Below are 18908 nucleotides of genomic sequence, written 5' to 3' on the forward strand. Positions count from 1 at the left end.
TTACCGCACTCGGATTATTAAATACCCATTTTCATCGTGGCAGGAAGGTGAATTTTTGCGCCATTTTCCCGCGTTGCGTTGAGAATCGTCTAATATCCAAACGATAACCTTATAAATTTTATCGCTATTGGCGATTTTTGTATGACTTGTTGGCCCGAGCCAGACGGTCCGCTGTTGCGGTGATTAAATGGTATCGGTTCCAGAACGGACTTTGCTGGGCTTGTAACCTACAAAAACAGTAATTTAAATTGACAGGAATGTGATTATGTCGAGCGAGAAAACCAACAATTCAAGGCGTGATTTTTTAGTAAAATCAATGGCCTTGATCCCAACGGTAGTTATCGGCAGCGGTAGCGTAGGGGCCATCGGCGTTGCCGCCAGCGCGCCCGCGCAGGCCGCTTCCGGGAGCGATGCGGCGGCCAGTGACTGGAAACCGCAATTCTTTAACGATCGTGAGTGGGTGTTTATTAACGCCGCCGTCGCTCGCTTAATCCCGGCGGATGAACTCGGTCCCGGTGCGAAAGAGGCCGGCGTGCCGGAGTTTATCGACCGCCAGCTCAATACGCCTTATGCCACCGGTTCTATCTGGTACATGCAGGGACCTTTCAACCCGGACGTGCCAAAAGAGATGGGCTATCAGCTGCCGCTGGTGCCAAAACAGATTTACAACCTCGGGATCGCCGATGCCGAAGAGTGGTGTCACAACCAGTATCACAAGACCTTTGCTGAGTTGAGTAGCGAACAGCAGGACGAGGCGCTCGGCCAGTGGGAATCCGGCAAGGCGCAGTTCAAACAGCTGCCCGCTTCGCTGTTCTTCTCCTATCTGCTGCAAAACACCCGCGAAGGGTTCTTCAGCGACCCGATCCATGGCGGCAACAAAGGCATGGTCGGCTGGACGCTGATTAATTTTCCCGGCGCGCGCGCCGACTTTATGGATTGGGTTGAACGGGGCGAACGCTACCCCTTCCCGCCGGTATCAATTAATGGGGAGAGGGCGTAACTATGGCAACTGTATTGAAAAAAACCGATGTCGCGATTGTCGGCTTCGGCTGGGTTGGCGCAATCATGGCCAAAGAGCTGACCGAAGCAGGGCTCAACGTGGTGGCGCTGGAGCGCGGCCCGATGCGCGATACCTGGCCGGACGGCGCTTATCCGCAGGTGATTGATGAGCTGACCTATAACATCCGCCGTAAACTGTTCCAGGACTTGTCGAAAAGCACCGTGACCATTCGTCACAACACCAGCCAGCAGGCGGTACCGTACCGCCAGTTGGCTGCCTTCCTGCCGGGGACCGGCGTTGGCGGCGCGGGGCTGCACTGGTCCGGCGTGCATTTCCGCGTCGACCCGATCGAACTGCGGATGCGCAGCCATTACGAAGAGCGCTATGGTAAAAACTTTATCCCGCAGGATATGATCATCCAGGATTTCGGGGTGACCTACGACGAACTGGAGCCGTTCTTCGATAAAGCGGAAAAAGTGTTCGGCACCTCGGGTACCGCCTGGTCCGTCAAAGGACAGGTCGTCGGTAAAGGCCGCGGCGGCAATGCCTTCGCGCCGGACCGTTCAAGTGATTTCCCGTTACCGGCGCAGAAAAACACCTGGTCGGCGCAGCTGTTTGAAAAAGCGGCGCTGGAAGTCGGTTATCACCCGTATAACCTGCCGTCGGCAAACACCTCTGATTCCTATACCAACCCGTATGGCGCACAGATGGGGCCCTGTAACTTCTGCGGTTTCTGCAGCGGCTACGCCTGTTACATGTATTCCAAAGCCTCGCCGAACGTCAACATCCTGCCGGCGTTGCGTCAGGAAAAACGCTTTGAGCTGCGCACCAACGCCAACGTGCTGAAGGTGAACCTGACCGATGACAAAACGCGCGCGACCGGCGTGACCTACGTCGACGGCCAGGGGCGTGAAATGGAGCAACCGGCGGATCTGGTGATTATCGGCGCTTTCCAGTTCCACAACGTACATCTGATGCTGCTTTCCGGCATTGGCAAACCTTATAATCCTGAAACCGGCGAAGGGGTGGTTGGGCGTAACTTCGCCTATCAGAACATGACCACTATCAAGGCCATATTCGATAAAGACACCATTACCAATCCGTTCATCGGCGCGGGCGGTAATGGCGTCGGCGTCGATGATTTCAACGCCGACAACTTCGACCACGGCGCGGCGGGCTTCGTCGGCGGTTCGCCGTTCTGGGTCAACCAGGCCGGGACCAAACCGATCTCCGGTCTGCCGGTGCCGCCAGGTACTCCGGCGTGGGGCAGCAAATGGAAATCGGCGGTTGCCGATACCTATACCCATCACCTGTCGATGGATGCCCACGGCGCGCATCAGTCCTATCGTCAGAACTATCTCGATCTCGACCCGAATTACAAAAACGTCTTTGGCCAGCCGCTGCTGCGAATGACTTTCGACTGGCAGGAAAACGACATCAAGATGGCGCAGTTTATGTTCGATAAGATGGCGCCGATCGCCAAAGCGATGAAGCCGAAATATATGCTCGGCAGCCCGAAAAACGCCAACAGCCACTTTGACACCACCAGCTACCAGACCACCCACATGAACGGCGGCGCGGTGATGGGTGAGGATCCGAAAACCAGCGCAGTGAACCGTTATCTGCAAAGCTGGGACGTGCATAACGTCTTCGTGATCGGCGCTTCCGCCTTCCCGCAGGGGCTGGGCTACAACCCGACCGGCACGGTCGCCGCGTTGGCCTACTGGTCGGCGAAGGCTATCCGCGAGCAGTACCTGAGAAATCCGGGTCCATTGGTGCAGGCATAAGGGAAGGCAAATGATGAAAATGCAATGGTTATCGGCACTGGTGCTCGGTGCGTTAAGCTGTGCGGCGTGGGCCGAAGAGGCGCCCGCGGACAGTAATTTGATTAAGCAGGGCGAGTATCTGGCGCGCGCCGGGGACTGCGTCGCCTGTCACACTAACGGCAAAGAAGGGAAACCTTTTGCCGGCGGCCTGCCGATGGAAACGCCGATCGGCACCATCTATTCCACGAATATTACGCCGGATAAAGAACAGGGTATTGGCGGTTATACCTTCGAAGAGTTTGACGATGCGGTACGTAAAGGCGTGCGTAAAGACGGCTCTACGTTGTATCCGGCGATGCCGTATCCGTCCTTCGCCCGTATCAGCGAAGCGGATATGCGCGCGATGTACGCCTACTTTATGCACGGTGTGGAACCGGTCAATGTCGCCAACAAAGACACGGATATTCCGTGGCCGCTGTCGATGCGTTGGCCGCTGGCGTTCTGGCGCGGCATCTTCGCGCCGACGCCGAGTGACTTTGTCGTCAACCCGCAGGTTGATCCGGTGCTTGAGCGCGGACGTTATCTGGTGGAAGGGCTCGGTCACTGCGGTGCTTGTCATACCCCGCGTAGCCTGACCATGCAGGAAAAAGCGCTCAGCGAAAGCGAAGGCGATGATTACCTGGCGGGCAGCAATGCGCCGATTGACGGCTGGGTCGCTTCCAGCCTGCGCGGCGAAAACCGCGACGGCCTGGGCAGCTGGAGCGAAGCCGAACTGGCCGAGTTCCTGAAAACCGGGCGTAATGATAAATCGGTGGTCTTCGGCGGCATGAGTGATGTGGTTGAGCACAGCCTGCAGTATCTTTCTGACGACGATATCACCGCGATTGCCCGCTATCTGAAGTCGCTGCCGCCGCGTGGGGGCAAACAGGCAGCAGCGCCGGTAGAAGATAGCGTGGCTAAAGATCTGTGGAAGGGCGATGACAGCAAAACCGGCGCGGCGCTGTACGTCGATAACTGCGCGGCCTGCCACCGTACCGACGGCGTCGGTTATAAGCGTGCCTTCCCGTCGCTGGAAGGCAACCCGGTAGTGCAGACGGAGGACGCGACCTCGCTTATCCACATCATTCTGACCGGCAGTACCACGCCTGCAGTGAAAGGGGCGGTCTCCAACCTGACCATGCCGTCATTCGGCTGGCGTCTGGACGATCAGCAGGTGGCGGATGTGGTCAATTTCATCCGCACCAGCTGGGGGAACAACGCGCCGCCGGTGAGCGCCAGCGATGTGGCGAAAGTACGTAAGGACAAGTCGATCGTTCGCGACGAGAAAGCGTTAGGTAGCGCCGACGTCTCGAAACTGCCGACCTCCGGACAGTAATCGTCAGGGTTGCGCTGCCAACGCGGCGCAACCCATACTTATCGATGACGTAAAACGCTGTCTGAATCAAGGAGTTTGCCTTAATGCTGCATGCAGAGCGACTGACCTGCATCTTTGACGATCGGCTGCTATTTCAGCATCTGACGTTAACCCTTTCTTCCGGCGAACTGTTGCAGGTCGCCGGTGACAACGGCGCGGGTAAAACGTCGCTGTTGCGGATCCTGTGCGGCCTGGCGCGCCCGGAAAGCGGCGTAGTGCGCTGGCAGGGCCAGCCGCTGGCGAAGGTACGGGATTGTTTTCATCAGCAGTTGCTGTGGCTGGGTCATAAACCCGGTGTGAAAGCGGCGTTGACCGCCGATGAAAACCTGCGTTTCTTTTTCCCGGCCAGCAGCGCTCAGGCGCGGGAGGCGGCGCTTGCCGCCGTCGGCCTTGTCGGCTATGAAGATATCCCCTTAAGCCAGCTCTCCGCCGGGCAGCAGCGGCGGGTGGCGCTGACTCGCCTGTGGCTGACCGAGGCGCCGCTGTGGATCCTCGATGAGCCTTTCACTGCGCTGGATGCCACAGCCATAGAAACCCTGACCCGCCGTCTGGAGCAGCATGCGCTGCGCGGCGGCGGCGTGATTCTCACCACCCACCAACCGCTGCGCCCGCTGAGCTGTCCGCTGCGAACCTTGCGTCTACGCGGTGAAACGGAGACCTGCCGATGATGCGGGCGCTGTTTAGTCGTGAACTGCGTCTGGCATGGCGTAATGGCGCGGAGATCCTTAATCCGCTGTGGTTCTTCCTGATTGTTATTACGCTGTTTCCGTTCGGCGTCGGTGCCGATCCGCAACTGTTGGCGCAGATCGCGCCTGGCGTGGTGTGGGTTGCCGCGCTGCTGGCGGCGCTGTTGGTGATGGATCGACTGTTCCGCGATGACTGGCAGGACGGATCGCTGGAACAGCTTATGTTGCTGCCGACGCCGCTGGTGGCAGTGGTGCTGGTTAAAGTCGTCGCCCATTGGATGATGAGCGGTCTGCCGCTGTTGATCCTCTCCCCGCTGGCGGCATTGTTGTTGGGGATGAGCGCCCACGACGCCGGGGTGCTAGCGCTGACGCTATTGCTGGGCACGCCTACGCTGAGTTTTCTCGGCGCGGTGGGGGTTGGCCTGACGGTGGGCCTTAAGCGCGGCGGCGTTCTGTTGAGCCTGCTGGTGCTGCCGTTGGCGGTGCCGCTATTGATTTTCGCCACTGCCGCAACCCAGGCCGCCGCGGCCGGGTTGCCGGTGACGGGGTATCTGGCGATTCTGGCGGCGTTTTTAACCGCCAGCGCCACGTTATGCCCGTTCGCCACCGCCGCCGCTCTGCGGCTGACGGTGCAATAATCCGCTGCGCCTGCGGGCGCGGTCATAATAACAGTGTGAGTAAGCGTCTATGTGGAAAGCGTTACATCAACTGGCGATACCTGAACGGCTATACGGTCTGTGCGGTCGCTGGATCCCGTGGCTGGCGGCGTTAAGCGCGCTGCTGCTGATTATCGGGTTGGGATGGGGCTTTGGTTTCGCTCCCGCCGACTATCAGCAGGGGGAGAGCTACCGGATCATGTATCTTCACGTCCCGGCGGCGATGTGGTCGATGGGGCTCTATTTTTCAATGGCGATCGCCGCATTCGTCGGCCTGGTCTGGCAGGTTAAAATGGCCGACCTGGCCATTGCCGCGCTGGCGCCGGTCGGCGCGGTTTGCACCTTCGTGGCGCTGGTGAGCGGCGCGGCATGGGGTAAGCCGATGTGGGGAACCTGGTGGATTTGGGATGCCCGATTGACATCGGAGCTGGTCCTGCTATTTCTCTACGCCGGTATCATCGCGCTGTGGCACGCCTTTGACGATCGTCGGCTGGCCGGACGGGCCGCCGGGATCCTCGTGCTGGTCGGCGTGGTTAATCTGCCCATCATTCATTATTCGGTATTCTGGTGGAATACCCTGCATCAGGGCTCGACCAATATGCAGCAATCCATCGACCCGAGCATGCGCTTGCCGTTGCGGATTTGTATTTTCGGTTTCCTCGCGCTGGCCGCGACGCTGACGCTGATGCGCCTGCGTAATCTGATCCTGCAACAGGAGCGCCGTCGGCCGTGGGTGGTTGCGCTGGTGAATAAAGGAGCCGCCAAATGAGCCCCGCGTTTTCTTCCTTTGCCGCCTTCCTGACGATGGGCGGCTACGCGTTTTATGTCTGGTTGGCGGTTGCGGTTGCAGTCGCCGCGTTTGGTTTGCTGACCGTCCACACGCTGTGGGCGCGGCGGGCGGTGTTTAATGATGTGCGACGCCAGCAGGCCCGCGAGCGGCGTATCGATGCCGCTCGCCGTCGTGAAAAGGAGGCCGCGGATGCAAGCGCGTCGTAAAACCCGTCTGTATATCGTGCTGGCGGTGCTCGCCGGACTCGGGCTGACCATCAGCCTGACGCTGTACGCGCTGAGCAGCAACATCGATCTGTTTTATACCCCGGGCGAAATTATCTATGGGAAAACCGAAACCCAGGCGCTGCCGCATCCCGGCCAGCGCCTGCGGGTTGGTGGATACGTACAGCCGGGATCCGTACAGCGAGACCCGCAAACCCTCGACGTTCGGTTTAAGCTGTATGACGCTCGCGGTGTGGTTGATGTGAGCTATAAAGGCATCCTGCCGGACCTGTTCCGCGAAGGTCAGGGCGTGGTGGCGCAGGGCGTGCTGGACGGTGAACGCCATATCACTGCTCAGCAGGTGCTGGCGAAGCATGACGAAAATTACACGCCGCCAGAAGTGAAAAACGCCATGAAGCCTGAGACACAAGGGGCGCAGCCATGATGCCGGAACTGGGGAATTATCTGCTGTGCCTGGCGGCGGGGTTGGCGCTGTTGCTCAGCGTCTATCCGCTGTGGGGCGCGGCGCGGCAGGACCGGCGGCTAATGGCGTTGGCCCGTCCGCTGGCCTGCGCGTTGTTTGCCTGTATTGTCGGCGCGTTTCTTGTGCTGGTGCAGGCTTTTGTGGTTAACGATTTTACCGTGCGTTATGTGGCGGAAAACTCCAACAGCGCGCTACCGGTGTGGTATCGGGTCGCGGCGACCTGGGGCGCGCACGAGGGGTCATTACTGCTGTGGGTGCTGCTGCTCAGCGTCTGGACCTTTGCCGTCGCGTTATTCAGCCGTCGGATGCCGCTTGATGCCGTCGCGCGGGTGCTGGCGGTGATGGGGATGATCGCCTTCGGCTTCCTGTTGTTTATTCTTTTCACCTCTAACCCGTTCAGCCGCAGTCTGCCGCTGTATCCGATTGACGGTCGCGACCTTAATCCGTTGCTGCAGGATATCGGCATGATTTTCCATCCGCCGATCCTCTATATGGGTTATGTCGGGTTTTCGGTGGCCTTCGCCTTTGCCATTGCCTCTCTGCTGGCGGGGCGTCTGGATACCGCCTGGGCGCGCTGGTCGCGTCCCTGGACCCAGGCGGCATGGATGTTCCTTACGCTCGGCATTGTGCTGGGCTCGGCATGGGCCTATTACGAGCTGGGCTGGGGCGGCTGGTGGTTCTGGGATCCGGTGGAAAACGCCTCGTTTATGCCGTGGCTGGTCGGCACGGCGTTACTGCATTCGCTGGCGGTGACCGAGAAGCGCGGCAGCTTCCGCGCCTGGACGGTGCTGTTGGCGATTGCCGCGTTCTCCCTGTGTCTGCTTGGAACCTTCCTGGTGCGTTCCGGGGTGCTAGTCTCGGTGCATTCATTTGCGTCCGACCCGTCGCGCGGGCTGTTTATTCTTGCGCTGCTGACCATCGCTATTGGCGGTTCGCTGCTGCTGTATGCCCTGAAAGGCGGGCGAGTGCGGGCGCGAGTTGAGCATTCGCTGTGGTCGCGCGAGTCGTTCCTGCTTGGTAATAATATTCTGCTGATCGCCGCAATGCTGGTCGTGCTGCTCGGCACGCTGCTGCCGCTGGTGCATAAAGAGCTGGGACTTGGCAGCATTTCGATCGGCGAACCGTTCTTCAACACCATGTTCACGGCGTTGATGGCGCCGTTTGCGCTACTGCTGGGGCTGGGGCCGCTGATTCGCTGGCGACGCGATGAACCGGGCAAACAGCTTAAGCGGCTGGCGATATCTTTGTTGGTGACGTTGTCACTTTCTCTGGCGCTGCCCTGGTTGCTGCAGGATCGCATCACGGCGATGGCGGTGATTGGCCTGATGATGGCGCTGTGGGTGCTTATCTTCGCGTTGATTGAAATCCACGAACGGGCAACGCATCGCCACGGCTTCTGGCGCGGTTTGCGCACGCTATCGCGCAGCCAGTGGGGGATGGTGCTCGGTCACGTTGGCGTGGCGGTAACCGTCATCGGCATCACCTTCAGCCAGAACTACAGCGTCGAACGCGACGTGCGTATGCAGCCTGGCGATAGCATTGATATTCACCATTACCACTTTGTGTTTAACGGTGTGCGTAACATTGTTGGCCCGAACTGGACCGGCGGCGAAGGTATTATCGCCGTCACCCGCAACGGCCGCCCGGAGGCGACGCTGTACGCGGAAAAGCGTTTTTATACCGCCAGCCGGATGATGATGACCGAAGCGGCAATCAGCGGCGGGTTAACCCGCGATTTGTACGCCGCGTTGGGCGAAGAACTGAAAGACGGCAGTTGGGCGGTGCGTTTGTATTACAAACCCTTCGTCCGCTGGATCTGGTATGGCGGCGTACTGATGGCGCTGGGCGGTCTGTGCTGCATGCTCGACCCGCTCTATCGGATGCGTAAAAAGCTGCAGGAGGCGCAATGAACCGTAAACTGCTCTTTATCCCGCTGGCGCTGTTTCTGGCGTTGGCGATCGCGCTGTTCTGGCAATTGATGCGTAATGCCGATGGCGACGATCCCACGACCCTGGAGTCGGCGTTGATTGGCAAACCGGTACCAGAATTTCGTCTTGAGGCGCTTAACGCTCCCGGCAAAATCTACGATCGTTCGGTACTCATCAGCGGCAAGCCGCTGTTGCTGAACGTCTGGGCGACCTGGTGTCCAACCTGCCGTGCGGAACATCAGTTCCTCAGAGGGCTGGCGCAACAGGGCGTGCGGGTGGTCGGGATGAACTATAAAGATGACCGGCAGAAGGCGGTGAACTGGCTGGACAGCCTCGGCAATCCTTATACGCTGAGCCTGTTTGACGGTAATGGCATGCTGGGGTTGGATCTCGGCGTCTATGGCGCGCCGGAGACCTTTCTGATCGATGGTCAGGGGATTATTCGCTGGCGTCATGCGGGCGACTTAAACCCGCGGGTGTGGCGCGAGCAGCTCCAGCCGCTGTGGGAAAAGTACAGCCGGGAGTCAGCCTCATGAAGCGCTCGATCGTTGCGCTGTTGGCGCTGATCCTGACCAGCCAGGCATGGGCCGCTATCGACGCCTGGCAGTTTAAAGATGAAGCGCAGGAGCAGGCATTCCGCGATATTACCTCGCAGCTGCGTTGCCCGAAGTGCCAGAACAACAGCATCGCCGACTCCAATGCGATGATTGCCGCCGATATGCGGCTGAAGGTTTACGAGCTGATGCAGCAGGGCCAAAGCAAAGCGCAGATCGTCGATTATATGGTGGCGCGCTACGGTAATTTTGTCAGCTATGAGCCGCCGGTGACGGCGGGAACCATTCTACTGTGGCTGGGGCCGGGACTGTTCGTCGTGGCCGGGATTGGGCTGTTAATCGCCCGCTCGCGACGTCGTGGAAGCCTCGATGCCGCGCTCAGTGACGAAGAGCGCCAGCGGCTGGCAGCATTACTAAAAGAAGGAAACGAACGATGAGTCTCTTTGTCGTTATCGCCGCACTGCTGTTGATTGGCGCGCTGGCGCTGCTCTATTTCCCATGGCAGGGCAACGGGGCGGTGGACCGCGATACCCTTAACCGCGCGCTGTATCAGTCGCGGCTGCGCGAGCTTGAGCAGGAGCGCGCCGATGGGAATGAGGCGATGGTCGTCGAACTGCAGCGCACGCTGCTGGCGGATATTCCGCCGGGCGGTCAGCAGAGCGCTCGTCCGTTAAGCCGCTGGGCGCTGTTGCCGGGCGCGCTGCTGCTGGCGTTATTGAGCATCGGTATTTACCTTAAAACCAGTGATTTTGGCCAGGTGTTGTTGTGGCAGCAGGCCGAACGGAACTATCCCGCGCTCTTGCAGCAGGTAAAGGACCCGACGGCGCCGCCGTTGCGTATGGATGAATTGGCTCAGCTGCGTCTGGGGCTGCGTAGTCATCTGCAGGATCATCCCGACGATCTCGTCGGCTGGCAGCTGCTCGGGCGGTTGGGTCTGTTGCTGAACGATGGCGACACGGCGATCGGCGCCTTTGGCCGCGCGCACGCGTTGGCGGCGGATGACCCAGCGGCGACTTTCGATTACGCCAGCGCGCTGGTGCGGGCGGGTGATAATGGTCAAATGCGAATGGGCGAACTGCTGCTGCGCGATTTACATCAGCGGCAGCCGAAGAGCCTGCCGGTGCTGGAGATGCTGGCGCTCAGCGCGGTGCGCAATGAAGATTATCCGCAGGCGGTTGTGGCGCTGCAGCAATTGCTGGTCCTGCTGCCGGAGGGCGATGCGCGCCGTCAGGCGATTGCCCGCCAGCTGGCGCAGGCGCAACAGCAAGCGCAGTAAATGGCAGGGCTACGGGATGACAAATGGCGCGACATGTAGGTCGGGTAAGCGTAGCGCCACCCGACAGAATAACTAACGGCCCCGCCGGGATTTCCCCTGCCTGCGCTGCGCCTGGCAGGGCTACGGGGTAACAAATGGCGCGACATGTAGGTCGGGTAAGCGTAGCGCCACCCGACAGAATAACGGCCCCGCCGGGATTTCCCCTGCCTGCGCTGCGCCTGGCAGGGCTACGGGGTAACAAATGACGCGGCATGTAGGTCGGGTAAGCGTAGCGCCACCCGACAGAATAACGGCCCCACAGGGATTTCCCCTGCCTGCGCTGCGCCTGGCAGGGCTACGGGTAACAAATGGCGCGACATGTAGGTCGGGTAAGCGTAGCGCCACCCGACAGAATAACGGCCCCGCCGGGATTTTCCCTGCCTGCGCTGCGCTTAGCAGGGCTACGGGATGACAAATGGCGCGACATGTAGGCCGGATAAGGCGTAGCGCCACCCGACAGAATAACGACCCGCCGGGATTTCCCCTGCCTGCGCTGCGCTTGGCAGGGCTACGGGGTAACAAATGTCGCGGCGTGTAGGTCGGGTAAGCGTAGCGCCACCCGACAGAATAACGGCCTCACCGGGATTTCCCCTGCCTGCGCTGCGCTTAGCAGGGCTACGGGATAACAAATGGCGCAAAATGTAGGTCGGGTAAGCGTAGCGCCACCCGACAGAATAACGGCTCCGCCGGGATTTCCCCTGCCTGCGCTGCGCTTAGCAGGGCTACGGGATAACAAATGGCACGACATGTAGGTCGGGTAAGCGTAGCGCCACCCGACAGAATAACGGCCCCACCGGGATTTCCCCTGCCTGCGCTGCGCTTAGCAGGGCTACGGGGTAACAAATGGCGCGACATGTAGGTCGGGTAAGGCGTTAGCCGCCACCCGACAAACCGGCAGTCTCACCCGCGCGGGAGAGATTTACTGCGCCACCCAGCCGCCGTCCATATTCCATGCCGCGCCGCGGACCTGGGCGGCGGCGTCGCTGCACAAGAACAGCGCCATTTCGCCCAACTGCTGCGGGGTCACGAATTCACCGGAAGGTTGTTTTTCTGCCAGCAATTGCTCTCTGGCCTGCTCCGGATCGGCCCCGTCAGCAATGCGCTTATCGATCTGCTGTTGCACCAGCGGCGTGAGCACCCAGCCTGGGCAGATTGCGTTACAGGTAATGCCGGTGCGTGCGGTCTCCAGCGCCAGCGTTTTGCTAAAACCGATGACGCCATGTTTGGCGGCGACGTAGGCCGATTTCTCTTTCGAGGCCACCAGACCATGCACGGAGGCAATGTTAATAATGCGCCCCCAGTTGCGATCGCGCATGCCCGGCAGCGCCAGGCGGCTGGTATGGAACACGCTGGACAGGTTAATCGCCAGAATATCATTCCACTTTTCCACCGCGAACTGCTCCACCGGGGCGACATGCTGGATACCCGCGTTATTAATCACAATATCGACGCCGCCAAACTCGCTTTCGGCGTAGCGCATCATCGCTTCAATCTGCCCGACATCGCGCAGGTCGGCATCGTGATAGCCGGGGACTTTGCCCAGCGCGGCGACTTCGGCGCGGGCGTTGTTACTGTCGCCGAAGCCGTTGAGCACCAGCTGTGCGCCAGCCTGCGCCAGCACTTTGGCGATGCCTAAGCCAATTCCGCTGGTGGAGCCGGTGACCAGCGCCGTTTTACCGTTCAGATTCATTTGTTTACTCCTGACATAATGGGTTAAACAATGCCGGTTAAATAGAACACGGCAATGACAAACAGGACCGCAAGGCTTTTGATCACCGTAATCGCGAAGATGCCGCCATAGGCCTGGCGATGGCTTAAACCGGTGATCGCCAGCAGGGTGATCACCGCGCCGTTGTGCGGTAGGGTGTCCATGCCGCCGCTGGCCATCGAGGCGACGCGGTGCAGCACTTCGAGCGGAATATTGGCGGCGTGGGCGGTGGCAATGAAGGTATCGGACATCGCGCCCAGCGCGATGCTCATCCCGCCGGAAGCGGAACCGGTGATCCCGGCCAGTACGGTGACGCTAATTGCTTCGTTTAACAGCGGATTGGGAATTGCGGTCAGCGCTTTGGACAACACCAGGAAACCCGGCAGAGCGGCGATCACCGCGCCGAAACCGTATTCCGAGGCGGTGTTCATCGCCGCGAGGATCGCCCCGCTGACCGCCGTACGGCTGCCTTCCGCCAGCCGCCCGCGAATATTGCGAAAACCAAACACCAACACCACGATGATGCCGGAAAGCAGCGCCGCTTCCACCGCCCAGATTGCGGTGATTTTGCCGACTTCAGTCACAATCGGTTTCGCCAGCCCTGGTAGGGTCAGCTCATGGCTTGCGCCGTACCACTGCGGGATCCAACGGGTAAACAGGAGATTCAGCACGCCAACCAGCAGCAACGGGGCAATGGCGATCAGCGGATGCGGCAGGTTAATGTTATCCGGCGTCTCCGGTTCATTTTGCAGATCGGTGCCGTAGCCTTCGCCATGAGCCTGCGCTTTACGGCGCTGACGCTCCAGCCACAGTAAACCGAAGGTGATGATAAACAGCGAGCCAATCAGCCCCAGCCAGGGCGCGGCCCAGGCGTTGGTGCCGAAAAAGCTGGTCGGGATAATGTTCTGGATCTGCGGCGTACCGGGCAGGGCATCCATGGTAAATGAGAACGCGCCCAGCGCGACGGTTGCCGGGATAAGCCGTTTTGGAATGCCGCTCTGGCGAAACAGCTCGGCGGCAAAGGGATAGACCGCAAAGGCGACCACGAACAGCGATACGCCGCCGTAGGTCAGCAGGGCGCACACCAGTACGATCACCGGGATAGCATGCCGTCGCCCGAGAATACGTATGGCGGCGGCGACGATCGCGCGCGAGAAGCCGGATAGCTCAATCAGCTTGCCGAAGACGGCGCCCAGCAGAAACACCGGGAAATAGAGCTTCACAAAACCGACCATTTTTTCCATAAACAGGCCAGTAAAGGTAGGGCCGACCGCGCTCGGGTCGGTGAGCAAGACCGCGCCAAGCGCGGCGATAGGGGCAAAAAGGATAACGCTGTATCCACGGTACGCCGCCAGCATCAGTAATGCCAGCGCGGCCAGGGCAATCAACACACTCATTACGACTCCTCACTATCATTGTTATTGTCGGGGGTACAAAACGAGGAAGTTACGGTTTCAGGGCGTAGCGCAGCTGGTGCTCGCGGCGCGACTGGATACGTTTCTGCCGGGCCTCATCCCAGCGGTAAAAACCTTGTCCACTGCGGGCGCCGGTATCGCCTTGCGCCACCTTATCGGCGACCAGCGTCATCATTTCGTTGCCGCTGGCCAGCTCCGGCAGCAGGTGCTGACAAATATCCTGTACCGTCGCCAGCCCGGTCATGTCGGCGGCTTCCAGCGGCCCAACCATGGCGTAGCGGCGGCCGAGCGAGGCGCGCATCACCTTATCGACCACTTCCGGCGAGGCTATCCCGCTGTGGACGATATGTAGCGCTTCGCGCAGCAGGGCGAACTGCAGGCGGTTGCCGACAAAGCCCGGCGCGGCGCGGTTGAGCACGACCGCTTCCAGCGCGCAGGCGGTGAAAAAGTCGCTGACCTCGCCGGCCAGATGCGGCAGGGTGGCGCTGCCGGGGACCACCTCGACCAGTGGGATAAAGTGCGGCGGGTGCCAGAAGTGGGCGATCAGTAATCGTTCGGGATGACGCATGCCCTGCGCCAGCTGGTCCGGCGGCAGGCCGCTGGTGTTGCTGGCGATGATGGCATCATCGGCGATAAGCGCTTCCAGCTCGGCGTATAAGGCGTGTTTGAGCGGCAGGCGTTCCGGAATAGCTTCGATCAGTAAGGTGGCGTTGGCGAGTTCGCCTAATGCCGTGGCGCCCGACAGGCGCGCGAGCACCGCAGCGCGCTGAGCGGGATCAAACTGCCCGCATTCTTCGAGTTCGCGTAAAATGGCCGTGGCGACGCCGGGGATGTCGCCGATGCGCCCCGGGTCGGTATCATATAAACAAACGGCATGGCCGTGACGGGCGAAATGACAGGCAATGCCGACGCCCATCAGGCCCGCTCCCAGTACCGCTAATTGAGGTGTATACATAGTGGCTCCTGTTAACGTTCAATGGTCATGGCGATACCCTGTCCGCCGCCGACGCAGAGGGTCGCCAGGCCTTTGCTGACGTCGCGGCGTTGCATTTCGTACAGTAGACTGACCAGAATGCGGCAGCCGGAGGCGCCGATCGGATGGCCAAGGGCGATAGCGCCGCCGTTGACGTTAACCTTCTGACTGTCCCACTCCAGTACCTGCCCGACGGCCAGCGCCTGCACGGCGAACGCTTCGTTAGCTTCAATTAACGCCACCTCATCAAGCGTCCAACCGGCGCGCTGCAGCGCCATTCGACAGGCGCTAACCGGGCCAATACCCATGACTGCCGGATCGACGCCGGTGACCGCCGAGCTGACGATCCTGGCCAGTACCGGCAGGCCAAGTTGCTGCGCTTTCTCCACGCTCATCAGCAACACCGCCGCTGCGCCGTCGTTGAGCGACGAGGCATTACCGGCGGTGACGCTGCCCCCTTCTGTGCGGAAGGCCGGGCGCAGTTGCGCCAGTTGCTGCTCGCTGCTCTCCGGCCGCGGCTGCTCGTCTTCGGTGACCACGCGCGGCGGCTTTTTCCCCTGCGCGACGGTGACCGGCACGATCTCAGTCTGAAAGCGTCCGGCGGCCATCGCGGCGGCCGCTTTGCGTTGCGAAAGCGCGGCAAAGGCATCCTGCCGGGCGCGGCTGATATTGAAGGCGTCAGCGAGGTTCTCCGCGGTCATTCCCATGTGATAGTCGTTAAACGCATCCCACAGACCATCCTGAATCATGCTGTCCTGCATACTGGCGTGGCCGAAACGTAATCCATCGCGCGCGCCGTTGACCAGGTAAGGGGCGTTGCTCATGCTCTCCTGGCCGCCGGCGATAACGATTTCCGAGTCGCCGCTGCGAATCGCCTGCACCGCCTGCTGTACGGCCTTTAACCCGGAGCCGCACACCAGATTAACGGTAACGGCCGGAGTAGCGACCGGCAGCCCGGCTTGCAGCGCGGTTTGTCGTGCCGGATTCTGTCCGCAGCCAGCGGTTAATACCTGACCAAAAATCAGCTCGTCGACTGCATCGGCCGGCAGTTGAGTACGTTCCAGTAGGCCACGCACCGCCGCAGCGCCGAGGTCGACAGCGGAAAGGGGGGCAAATGCGCCGCGAAAACTGCCGATGGGCGTTCGCACCGCGCTGACGATAGCGATGTCTTTCATATTCATTCCTCAGTTGAAGCGCATTTCGCGGACATCGTCGGCAACAACCAGCCGTCCCGCCGTTTTTTGGGCAATGTCGTCAATGCTGACGCCGGGCGCGTATTCGCGCAGGACGAAGGCGCCGTCGGTAATCTCCAGCAGGGCGAGGTCGGTGAGCACCCGACGAATGCAGCCCGCGCCGGTGAGTGGAAGGGTGCACTGCGGGAGCAGTTTGGATTCACCGTTTTTCGACGCGTGGGTCATGACCACGATGATATTTTGCGCCCCCGCGACCAGATCCATGGCGCCGCCCATTCCCTTGACCATTTTCCCCGGGATCATCCATGAGGCGATATTGCCCGCGACGTCGACTTCAAAGGCGCCCAGGACCGTGAGGTCAACATGACCGCCGCGGATCATGGCGAACGACTGGGCGGAATCGAAAATCGCGGCACCGGTTTGCGCGGTGACGGTTTGCTTGCCTGCGTTAATCATGTCGGCATCGATCGTCGCCGCATCGGGAAATTCGCCCATCCCCAGCAGACCGTTTTCCGACTGCAGCATCACGTCGATACCCGCAGGGATATAGTTGGCCACCAGCGTCGGAATCCCGATGCCGAGATTAACGTAGTCGCCGTCGCGCAGCTCCTGGGCGACGCGCATCGCCATTTGTTCACGAGTTAACATGTTCAGTTTCCCCCTGCGCGCAGCGTGCGTTGTTCAATGCGTTTTTCGAATTGCCCGACGATCAGACGGTCAACATAAATACCGGGCGTGTGGATAGCGCTGGGCGGTAGTTCGCCGGGCGCGACGATCTCTTCAACTTCCACCACCGTGATGCGCCCGGCGGTGGCCATCAGCGGGTTAAAATTCTGCGCGGTATGGCGATAGACCACATTGCCGTACCAGTCGGCCTTCCAGCCCTTCACTAGTGCGAAATCGCCGCGAATGGCCTCTTCGAGGATGTAATTTTTACCGTCGAACTGGTGGACCTCTTTCCCTTCCGCCACCGGGGTTCCGTAGCCGGTGGCGGTATAGAAACCGGGGATCCCGGCGCCGCCGGCGCGGATTTTTTCCGCAAGCGTTCCCTGCGGCGTGAGTTCCACGGCCAGTTCGCCGCTCAGCGCCAGCTGCGCAAAGAGGGCGTTTTCGCCAACGTAGGAGGCCACGACTTTGCGTACCTGGCGAGCTTCCAGCAGCATGCCGAGACCGAAGCCATCGACGCCGCAGTTGTTAGAGACCACGGTCAGCCCCTGAACCCGGCGGCGTTTAACCTCGGCAATTAAATTTTCCGGGATGCCGCACAGGCCAAAACCGCCAGCCAGCAGCGTCATGCCGTCGGTTAATCCTTCCAGTGCCGCTTCATAGCTGGCGACGCGTTTATCCAGTCCTGCCATCTTTTTTCTCCTGCCTTGCGATGGCTCTATCATTGAGGGCGCAGACTGATTTGATAATTTTGAATTTGTGACCCACTCATTTGGTTTTTTTATTAATTTATCGTTAACTAAATTCTTTCAATTAGTTAACAGGAAGAAAAATGAGAATGAGTGTCAAACAGTTACGCGCGTTTTTAGCGGTAGCTCACACTCTCAATTTCGCCCACGCCAGCGAGCGGCTGAATCTGTCGCAGCCAGCCTTGAGCTTGACCATTAAGGGGTTGGAAGAGTCGCTGGGCGGCGCGTTGTTGCAGCGCAGCACCCGCAAAGTGACATTAACCCAGGAGGGGGAAACCTTCCTGCCGATGGCGCGCCAGCTGCTGGCGGACTGGGATAATGCCGAAGAGGCGATGCGGCAAAGTTTCACTCTGCAACGGGGAAAAATCTCCGTTGCCGCTATGCCGTCGTTTGCCGCGAACGTGTTGCCGGAAGTGCTCAAAACCTTCCGCGATCGCTACGCGGGAGTGAATGTCACGGTACATGACGTGATTAACGAGCAGGTGATCGAGATGGTGCGCGAAGGGCGGGTCGAGATGGGGATTGCCTTTGAGCCGTCCCCCACCAACAATCTGCTGTTTACGCCGCTGGCGGTGGATCGCTTTATGGCGATCGTGCCAAAAACGTCGCCGCTGGCGAGTAAAAAACAATTGAGCTGGCGTGAACTGTTGACGCTGGATTTTATTACCCTGCAGCGGCCATCGGCGGTGCGTCTGATGCTGGAAGAAGAGTTGGCGCGTAGCGGCAGTCAGCTAGACGTGGCGCTGGAGAGCCATCAGTTAGTCACCGTAGGACGGATGGTCGCCAGCGGTTTGGGCGGCAGCGCGGTACCTGCATTATGCCGATCGCAAATGCAGTCGTTGGGCGCGGTGTGCCTGCCGCTGACCGATCCGCCGATTGAAAAGTGTATTGGCGTGATTCACGCCGGGCATATGCAGCTATCGAAAGCGGCGCAGGCCCTCCTGGATACGCTGAAGGGTTTTTTACCCGCTCAGGAGGGCAACAGGTAAAAAAAAACCGGCCTGGTTAGCCGGTTCGGGAATCAGATTTTGCAGGCATCGCCGCAATCATCATCGGCAACAATCGCCTGCGCTTTTTTATCAGCTTCATCCAGGCGTTCAGCGTTACGTTCTTCCGCTTCTTCCAGGCCGTTAAAGACCAGGTTGTCGAGATCAATTTCCATGAGTTACCCACTTTACTACTGTTTTGACTGTCGACAGAGTATAGGTCAAAACGACTGATTGATGCACGTCGCGCATGCCGCAATCGCACAGAGCGTTAATCACCAGACCGTTTCTGATACAGGAATGTCTGAATGTTATTCAATGACCGCCAATAATCATAGTTGACATTATTTTTTATTATTTATTGCGCACTAAAAGATAATTTTTTGACTGTTTATTAAATGGAATGACAACGAACCAGTAAA

General features: G+C 59.7%; 20 protein-coding genes. 13 read left to right on the plus strand and 7 right to left on the minus strand.

Annotated elements, in window-relative coordinates; all coding sequences use genetic code 11:
* Positions 1-262: 262 nt before the first annotated feature.
* The 12 genes from PYR66_10305 (at position 263) to ccmI (ending at position 10757) form a co-directional block, all read left to right on the plus strand.
* Positions 263-1000, plus strand: a complete 738-nt coding sequence (locus PYR66_10305; protein ID WEF30413.1) for a gluconate 2-dehydrogenase subunit 3 family protein — start codon at positions 263-265, stop codon at positions 998-1000.
* 2 nt (positions 1001-1002) lie between these two features.
* Positions 1003-2787: a GMC family oxidoreductase gene (locus PYR66_10310; protein ID WEF30048.1), complete on the plus strand. Its 1785-nt coding sequence runs from the start codon at positions 1003-1005 to the stop codon at positions 2785-2787.
* A gap of 10 nt (positions 2788-2797) precedes the next feature.
* Complete coding sequence (locus PYR66_10315; GenBank protein ID WEF30049.1) at positions 2798-4141, plus strand: cytochrome c; 1344 nt, start codon at positions 2798-2800, stop codon at positions 4139-4141.
* Positions 4142-4224: 83 nt separating this feature from the next.
* A complete protein-coding gene (ccmA, locus tag PYR66_10320; GenBank protein ID WEF30050.1) occupies positions 4225-4848 on the plus strand; it encodes a cytochrome c biogenesis heme-transporting ATPase CcmA in 624 nt (207 codons plus the stop codon).
* A complete protein-coding gene (ccmB, locus tag PYR66_10325; GenBank protein WEF30051.1) occupies positions 4845-5504 on the plus strand; it encodes a heme exporter protein CcmB in 660 nt (219 codons plus the stop codon). The genes ccmA and ccmB overlap by 4 nt, the downstream gene beginning before the upstream one ends.
* Before the next feature lie 49 nt (positions 5505-5553).
* Positions 5554-6291, plus strand: a complete 738-nt coding sequence (locus PYR66_10330) for a heme ABC transporter permease (protein WEF30052.1) — start codon at positions 5554-5556, stop codon at positions 6289-6291.
* The gene (ccmD, locus tag PYR66_10335; GenBank protein ID WEF30053.1) at positions 6288-6518 is read left to right on the plus strand and encodes a heme exporter protein CcmD; all 231 of its coding nucleotides are present in this window, start codon (positions 6288-6290) and stop codon (positions 6516-6518) included. The genes PYR66_10330 and ccmD overlap by 4 nt, the downstream gene beginning before the upstream one ends.
* On the plus strand, positions 6502-6960 hold the full coding sequence (gene ccmE / locus PYR66_10340) for a cytochrome c maturation protein CcmE (protein WEF30054.1): 459 nt from the start codon (positions 6502-6504) through the stop codon (positions 6958-6960). Before ccmD ends, ccmE begins: the two co-directional genes overlap by 17 nt.
* Entirely contained in the window at positions 6957-8909 is a 1953-nt protein-coding gene (locus tag PYR66_10345; protein WEF30055.1) for a heme lyase CcmF/NrfE family subunit, read from the plus strand. The genes ccmE and PYR66_10345 overlap by 4 nt, the downstream gene beginning before the upstream one ends.
* Positions 8906-9463, plus strand: coding sequence for a DsbE family thiol:disulfide interchange protein (locus PYR66_10350; protein WEF30056.1), 558 nt, complete (start codon positions 8906-8908; stop codon positions 9461-9463). The genes PYR66_10345 and PYR66_10350 overlap by 4 nt, the downstream gene beginning before the upstream one ends.
* Positions 9464-9471: 8 nt before the next feature.
* Entirely contained in the window at positions 9472-9918 is a 447-nt protein-coding gene (locus tag PYR66_10355) for a cytochrome c-type biogenesis protein CcmH (protein ID WEF30414.1), read from the plus strand.
* Positions 9915-10757 (plus strand): c-type cytochrome biogenesis protein CcmI, encoded by an 843-nt coding sequence (gene ccmI, locus PYR66_10360; protein WEF30057.1) that lies wholly within the window; start codon positions 9915-9917, stop codon positions 10755-10757. The genes PYR66_10355 and ccmI overlap by 4 nt, the downstream gene beginning before the upstream one ends.
* Before the next feature lie 958 nt (positions 10758-11715).
* On the opposite strand, the gene PYR66_10365 is transcribed toward ccmI, so the two are convergent.
* From PYR66_10365 to PYR66_10390, 6 genes are read right to left on the minus strand one after another with little or no spacing between them, the layout of a single operon-like run.
* Entirely contained in the window at positions 11716-12486 is a 771-nt protein-coding gene (locus tag PYR66_10365) for a 3-hydroxybutyrate dehydrogenase (GenBank protein WEF30058.1), read from the minus strand.
* Positions 12487-12509: 23 nt separating this feature from the next.
* Complete coding sequence (locus PYR66_10370) at positions 12510-13901, minus strand: GntP family permease (protein WEF30059.1); 1392 nt, start codon at positions 13899-13901, stop codon at positions 12510-12512.
* Between the two features lie 49 nt (positions 13902-13950).
* Complete coding sequence (locus PYR66_10375) at positions 13951-14874, minus strand: 3-hydroxyacyl-CoA dehydrogenase family protein (protein ID WEF30060.1); 924 nt, start codon at positions 14872-14874, stop codon at positions 13951-13953.
* A gap of 11 nt (positions 14875-14885) precedes the next feature.
* The gene (locus PYR66_10380; GenBank protein ID WEF30061.1) at positions 14886-16067 is read right to left on the minus strand and encodes an acetyl-CoA C-acetyltransferase; all 1182 of its coding nucleotides are present in this window, start codon (positions 16065-16067) and stop codon (positions 14886-14888) included.
* A 9-nt stretch (positions 16068-16076) separates the two neighbouring features.
* Complete coding sequence (locus PYR66_10385; GenBank protein WEF30062.1) at positions 16077-16733, minus strand: CoA transferase subunit B; 657 nt, start codon at positions 16731-16733, stop codon at positions 16077-16079.
* A 2-nt stretch (positions 16734-16735) separates the two neighbouring features.
* Positions 16736-17443, minus strand: a complete 708-nt coding sequence (locus PYR66_10390; protein WEF30063.1) for a CoA transferase subunit A — start codon at positions 17441-17443, stop codon at positions 16736-16738.
* 140 nt (positions 17444-17583) lie between these two features.
* Between PYR66_10390 and PYR66_10395 the strand changes: the two genes are divergently transcribed.
* Positions 17584-18489: a LysR family transcriptional regulator gene (locus PYR66_10395; protein ID WEF30064.1), complete on the plus strand. Its 906-nt coding sequence runs from the start codon at positions 17584-17586 to the stop codon at positions 18487-18489.
* Positions 18490-18521: 32 nt separating this feature from the next.
* Here PYR66_10395 and PYR66_10400 read toward each other — a convergent pair whose 3' ends face one another.
* Positions 18522-18662, minus strand: a complete 141-nt coding sequence (locus tag PYR66_10400) for a hypothetical protein (GenBank protein ID WEF30065.1) — start codon at positions 18660-18662, stop codon at positions 18522-18524.
* Positions 18663-18908 lie beyond the last annotated feature (246 nt).

This window comes from Klebsiella aerogenes, assembly GCA_029027985.1.
Taxonomy (GTDB): Bacteria; Pseudomonadota; Gammaproteobacteria; order Enterobacterales; family Enterobacteriaceae; genus Klebsiella; species Klebsiella aerogenes_A.